The organism is Bacillota bacterium, from assembly GCA_024655925.1.
In the GTDB taxonomy this organism is placed as follows: Bacteria; Bacillota; DTU025; order DTU025; family JANLFS01; genus JANLFS01.
In genome coordinates, this window is sequence record JANLFS010000074.1 from 7,622 (window position 1) to 13,605 (window position 5,984).

General features: G+C 60.1%; 6 protein-coding genes. 4 read left to right on the forward strand and 2 right to left on the reverse strand.

The genetic code is table 11. From position 1 onward, the window contains the following. Positions 1 to 349 precede the first annotated feature (349 nt). Entirely contained in the window at positions 350 to 1,003 is a 654-nt protein-coding gene (locus NUW23_11410) for a hypothetical protein (GenBank protein MCR4426771.1), read from the reverse strand. Positions 1,004 to 1,202: 199 nt separating this feature from the next. On the opposite strand from NUW23_11410, the gene NUW23_11415 reads away from it, so the two are divergent. Genes NUW23_11415 through NUW23_11430 form a run of 4 tightly spaced genes read left to right on the forward strand, consistent with a single transcriptional unit; the run spans position 1,203 to position 5,301 of the window. Beyond that, positions 1,203 to 2,537 (forward strand): ectonucleotide pyrophosphatase/phosphodiesterase, encoded by a 1,335-nt coding sequence (locus tag NUW23_11415; protein MCR4426772.1) that lies wholly within the window; start codon positions 1,203 to 1,205, stop codon positions 2,535 to 2,537. After that, the gene (locus NUW23_11420) at positions 2,534 to 3,493 is read left to right on the forward strand and encodes a GNAT family N-acetyltransferase (protein ID MCR4426773.1); all 960 of its coding nucleotides are present in this window, start codon (positions 2,534 to 2,536) and stop codon (positions 3,491 to 3,493) included. Before NUW23_11415 ends, NUW23_11420 begins: the two co-directional genes overlap by 4 nt. Before the next feature lie 10 nt (positions 3,494 to 3,503). Continuing rightward, the gene (locus NUW23_11425) at positions 3,504 to 4,430 is read left to right on the forward strand and encodes a DMT family transporter (protein MCR4426774.1); all 927 of its coding nucleotides are present in this window, start codon (positions 3,504 to 3,506) and stop codon (positions 4,428 to 4,430) included. Continuing rightward, positions 4,423 to 5,301: a Cof-type HAD-IIB family hydrolase gene (locus NUW23_11430; GenBank protein ID MCR4426775.1), complete on the forward strand. Its 879-nt coding sequence runs from the start codon at positions 4,423 to 4,425 to the stop codon at positions 5,299 to 5,301. Before NUW23_11425 ends, NUW23_11430 begins: the two co-directional genes overlap by 8 nt. Here NUW23_11430 and NUW23_11435 read toward each other — a convergent pair. Next, on the reverse strand, positions 5,294 to 5,984 hold a 691-nt coding region (locus NUW23_11435), incomplete at its 5' end, for an ATP-grasp domain-containing protein (GenBank protein ID MCR4426776.1). The genes NUW23_11430 and NUW23_11435 overlap by 8 nt on opposite strands.

The window sequence follows — 5,984 nt, forward strand, 5'->3', positions numbered from 1 at the left end:
GCTAAGAGAATGGCAATGTATATGTCGTGCAGCAGCTGCCTGCGTCGGGGCACGCAGAATACCCCCCGCCCGTGCTTCACGCTGGGCGGGCCTGCGTGCAGGCCCGCCCAGCATATGGCGCTAGAAAAACCCGTCGCAGCGGGTACTCATAGTTACGTGAATGGGTCTCTGCCCTTACTTGAACAGCATCAGGTCCGCAAACGCGGCCACGGACCCGGCCAGGGTCACGATGGCGGCGACCACGGCAGCCAGGGTGAGCTTCTTCACTGGCTTCACCTCCCGAGATTCAGTAGGCACCTGGGAGGCTCAGCTCATCTATGCTCTCAGCTCACGCTGCGACGGGCGATAGTCATTCGGTCTCCAGTACTCGCTCGAACTGCCTGTTGAGAGCGTGAAGTATTGACCTGGCAATAGATGTGGGGAGGTCGTCGCGCTTGTAAGCTGCGCCAATAAACCTGCGTCGTTCCCCAGAATCCCTTGCCACTGTTGTGACCTCGGCGACAACCCGCTCTCCGTTGACGTCACACTGTGCTTGAAGCCGGTACTTAGGGCCCATAAGTGACTCAATCGCCTGCAACGTCGCTCGCCGAACAACATCTTCGATGCAATCGTCAAGGCTGCAACCGTCAGCTGTCCCTGAGTGCGACTCCCCGGTGTGATCCAGTGTCACTCTTGCCGTGATGCTGTTCCTCGGACCATATTCGATGGCTACTTCCTTGAGTGCAGGCCTTCCTCTGACCACCGGCAGTGAGTCGTCGGGTTTCTCCCCCACCTGGGCGATACTGATCTTCCGGTAGTCGACCCGTTCCCCAACCTCCAGAAGGTAGATTGTCTCGATGTCCTTCTTCAAGCGCTTCATGTCGTCCTGGGTGAACTGGCCGACCACCATGACGTGAATCTCGTCGCCCTCGGTTCCCGGCAGGATCCTGGCACGTGCCACACCTGAGAGCTGGCAGAGCCTTTCTTCCACCCTGACGAGTTTCGTCGTGTGGTTGTCGGACATGACTCACACTCCCCCAGAGCCAGATCAATAAGCATGTCCATTTGAATTCGACCCATGCGACAGAATCCCTTCATTCTCGATGGCCGATCGCTCGAATTCTGGGCCCTTTTTCGGCGCCGACCCGGTCGTGACCCGAGACTGTGACCGCCGTCATGAGGTATAACGGTATCATCCTGCGAGTCGGGAGGTGCTGTCGACTGTGAAAAGGCCCCTTTTGGCCCTCTCTCTGGCGCTGCTGCTCGCGTTGTCTCCCGTGGCCGGGCAGGCCCGGGCTGTGTCCCAGCACGTGGTGCTCATCTCTGTGGATGGGCTTGCTGCGTCTGATCTCGACAGAGCCGCAAGTCTCCCCAACTTCGGTCACATAATCGGCACAGGCGCCGTTGCCCGGGAAGTCCGTCCCGTGTACCCGTCGCTGACCTACCCGAGCCACACATCGATAATTACGGGAACCAGCCCGGCAAAGCACGGGATCACAGCGAACACCCCTCTTCAACCAGGAGTACGCGATCCAGAATGGTACTTCTGGGCACGGGACATCAGAGTCCAGACTCTCTACAGTGCTGCCAGGAAAGCAGGGATCCGTACCGCATGCGTCCTTTGGCCTGTCACCGCCCGTGCATCCATAGATTACCTTCTTCCAGAGATCTGGCCGACCAAGCCAGGGCAGAGTGTGACTTCTCTGGTCCTCGCCAATGGGAGCCCTCTTACCATCCTCGCCCTCAACCTGCGGTTCGGCAAGATGTTGCGCGGGACTGAAACCGACGCGCTCGATGACTTCACAGCTGCATCTGCAGCATATGTCATCAGGACAAGGCGTCCGGGGCTTCTCATGGTTCACCTTACCGACCTTGACCACCAGAAGCACGAATTCGGCTCAACATCGCCGCAAGCATCTGAGGCTCTTGCACGTCAAGATGCGAGGATCGGCACCATTCTCGATGCCGTGCGGAAGGCAGGCATCACCGACTCCACTACGTTCGTGGTCATGGGGGATCACGGATTCCTGGACACTGACCACCAGATAAACTTGAACGCTCTGTTCGTCCAGGAAGGTCTGATGACCTTGGCGAACGACGGAACAGTGACCTCGTGGGACGCGGCCGTCAACCCTTGTGACGGCTCGGCGCATGTCTATGTAAAGGACGACGCTGCCCGCCTGCGTGTCATGGAACTCCTTTCGGACCTCGAAACGCGAGGAGCCGAGACTGGCGTGGAATCAGTTGACAGGAGCGCAGATTTCGGGCCGGACGGCCCAGCCTTCGTCGTTGAGGCCAGGCGCGGCTACTACTTCGGAGGCGATGTTTCGGGCGAACTTGTCGTGCCGGCACGTGTCCGGGCCACACACGGGTATTCTCCCGCCAAGCCGGAGATGGCCACCGTATTCATGGCTACGGGAGCCGGAATCAGACCCGGTTCAGTAGTCTCCAGCATCGACATGACGGATGTCGCCCCAACTCTGGCACGACTCATGGGAGTCAGCCTTCCGGACACTGAGGGCAGAGTGATAGAGGAGATCCTGGTGATGCCGGAATGACTCAGGCTCCCGGGATCACTATCAGGCGTGCTGTGCCTGACGACGCCGGCGCTATCTGCGAGATAAGCAGTCATATCTGGGATGGCCATGACTATATCCCCAATGTCGTGGATAGATGGGTCGCGGATGACACAGGGGCGTTTCTCGTCGCGGAGTTGGACGGGCACGTCCGGGGCTACGGAAAGCTCACACTCCACACCCCGCTTGATGGTTGGCTTGAAGGCCTTCGTGTCGACGTCGGCTTTCGACGCCGGGGCCTGGCCCGAGCGCTCTCGTGTGCTCTCGTGGACCACGCGCGTGCCTTGGGCCTTCATACGCTGAGGTTCGCAACAAGTGTGGACAATGTCGAAAGCATCGCCCTGAACGAACGGGCAGGCTTCCGCCGGATCGCGGGGTTCCGGTACCTTTTCGCGGCGGAACGGGAGATCCTTGCGGTTGGCACGCCGGACGGGCACCGGCTCGACACAGCAGACCCCGCAGTGGAGAGACTCACAGATCCCGCGGAAGTCGCACAGTTCGTGCTAAGCTCCGATCTCGTCCGAATGTCAGGAGGCCTGTTTCCCGGCGGGTTTGTGTTTCAGGAGGCCACCCCAGAAACAGTGATGGCCATCATCGGGCGGGCAGAGTGCCTCGGGATACGACATCCAAAGCCAGACCGCACGCTTGCTGCTGTCCTGATCGTCGAATCAAGCCACGAGGGATCGGTGGACAACCCCGGGCTCGTCATCAGGTTCCTCGAGGGGGAGCCTTCCGCCTCGGGCGCCCTCGCCAGGTGGACCCTCTGGTACGCCCACAGCCGCGGGATTTCTTACATCGATGTAAGTACCCCGTGCGGGCACCCATCGACACCGGCATTAGTTGAAGCCGGCTTTGAGAATTGGCACTCGGAGGTGCCCGAGTCTCTGCCCACGATCCTGGTCTTCGAATACCCCCCTGAGGTACTCAGGGGCCTCTGAGGAGAACAACATGATATGCTCCACGACAAGAAAGGCGCTCCCTTTCGCAGCAATAACGATGACTACGGCCCTTTGGGGCTTGTCTTTCGTCAGTACGAAGATCCTTCTTCGGACACTCGCCCCGATGCAGGTGGCGTTCTCACGTCACGTCCTCGCAACTGCGGCCTCCCTGGCCTTCCTGGCAGCGTCCGGTTCCGGCAAGCGGATCAACGCAGCCGACCTGCCCAAAGTCGCAGTCGCCGCCATGATCGGCATTCCGCTCTACTTCTACTTCGAGAACACAGCGCTTCTCTACACTTCAGCCGCAGCAGCATCGATGATCACTGCTGTCACACCTGCAATCGTGGCGGTGGCAGATTGCGCGATCCGAAGGCGAGTTCCGCCAGCCACCACCTGGCTCGGCATTCTCGTGTCCGGGTGCGGAGTCTACTTCGTGGTCCAGGCGGGGGGGGCCATGCTCGGCGGGGCGGACTACGTTAGGGGCAATCTCATGATTCTCGTGTCAGCCACCGCATGGGCAGCTTACACCATCATCAACAGGCCGTTGATCCAGAAGTATGGGGTTCCGACCACGAACGCTTACCAGATCACCCTGGCAACAGTGGTCCTTGGGGTGCTGGCGCCCAAGAGCGGCCTCACCAGACAGCTTCTGTCGCCTGTTGTCCTGCTGAACCTCGCCTACCTGGGGATTCTCTGCTCTGCTCTGGCCTATGCCATGTACCTCTTCGCCTTGAGAGCACTGGGATCTACCACTGTCACAGTTTTCATCAACTTGGTGCCCGTGTTCGGGGTCCTCGGAAGTGCGTTGGTCCTTGGTGAGCCGGTAACCGGGGCTCAGCTTGTTGGGGGATGCATCGTGCTTTCCGGCATCTTGGCAGTAAACCGCTCGACTGGGCAGGCTCCGGGGCGGATGAGAAGGAGTGGACCTGTTGTATAAGTTGATCGCGTGTGACATCGATGGGACAATCCTTACGAGCGACGGAGATGTCACAGTCCGGTTCATGGAGGTTCTCAAACTCGCTCGGTCCGTTGGGATCCCGGTCGTGATCGTCACCGGGCGCAGGATCGCCAGCGCAATTCCGATAGCGGCTGAGCTCGAGTTGCCCGGTCCTCTCGTGACGCACTCGGGGGCAGTTGCGTTGACCGCGGCAGAGGAACACATCCTCATGGCCCGACATATCCGCGCGGGACTAGCGGAGGAAGTCTGTAGCATGGGTCACAAGCATGGTGCCAGCGTCGCCGTGTACGAGAACGTGTACGCGGGCCGGACAATCCTCGTTACGACAGAACGTGAATTGCACGCGACTGTGCGGGCATACCCCACCCTCGCCCCCTACTGCAAGAGGGTGTCCGGGTTCGGCCAGGCGTGTTCGCTTGACCCAGTGCAGATAACCTTGAGAGGGGAACCAGCAGTGATGGACAAGGTCGTGCGCGAGCTGCGCACGACCTACGCACGGGACCTTAGCTTCATCGACTACGGCCAGACAGAGACCGAGGACTACCTCGTGGACGTGTTCGCCTCGGGAGTCAATAAAGCCACGGGTCTCAAGTTCATAACGGACACGTATGCCATCGACCCCTCGGAAGTCGTCGCCTTCGGAGATGGGGTAAACGACACTGAACTGCTTGAGTTCGCCGGGCTTGGTGTGGCGATGGGCAATTCTCCCGACTCAGTGCGTGAAGCTGCGGACATCGTAACAGCGACCAACGATGAGGACGGAGTGGCAGTGATCATAGAGGACCTGTTCTCGAGGGGTCTCCTCCACGGAGTGGGCCACGCCGCCCATCCGCCTCAGTCACTCACCTAGCTGCTTCCGCAGCTTCCCCAACCGGCCATTCCCCGGTGGGCGCGGCCTCTGCCATGGCTGTGAGCGCGGCGGCGGAAGGCGGGAAGCGTGCCTCGTCGAACATCACATGTTCGAGGAAGACCTCACCGCCTTTCGGCCCGAGTAGCCTTGGGAGGTTTCTGAGAATGAACAGGTACATCATCACCAGGGGCTTGATGTCGCGCCGGTCTATCACATCATCGTAGCAGGAGTCTCTCCGTCGCCACTCTCCGAGATACGCGAGTTTCTGGCCGAAGGTCATATCCGCTCCATGCAGGAATACGTCGACCAGGCATGCCAGATCCAGAAACTGCATGCGCGCCTTGGTCCCAGGCCTCGGCCTGTGAACCGCCCTGACCTCACGACGGAGGAGCATGTCCACGTATGCCCCGAAGAGGTCGCACCCGGCGTTGTACGCAAGAATGATTCCCGGGGCCATCCTGGGGTTGACGTCGATAAGCGTGCACTCTCCAGTTGTCTCATCCAGCATGTAATCGGTGCTCCAGAAGCCTGTCCAGCGGAGAGCGCGCACCAGGGCGCGATCATGTGCTTCAACGACTGAGTTCTCTATTGCGACCTTGTAGGCGCTGGTTCCCCCATCGCGAGGATAGACACGGATCGCGCGGAAGACCACCTGCCCCAGGAGTTCGCCATCTCTTGCCAAT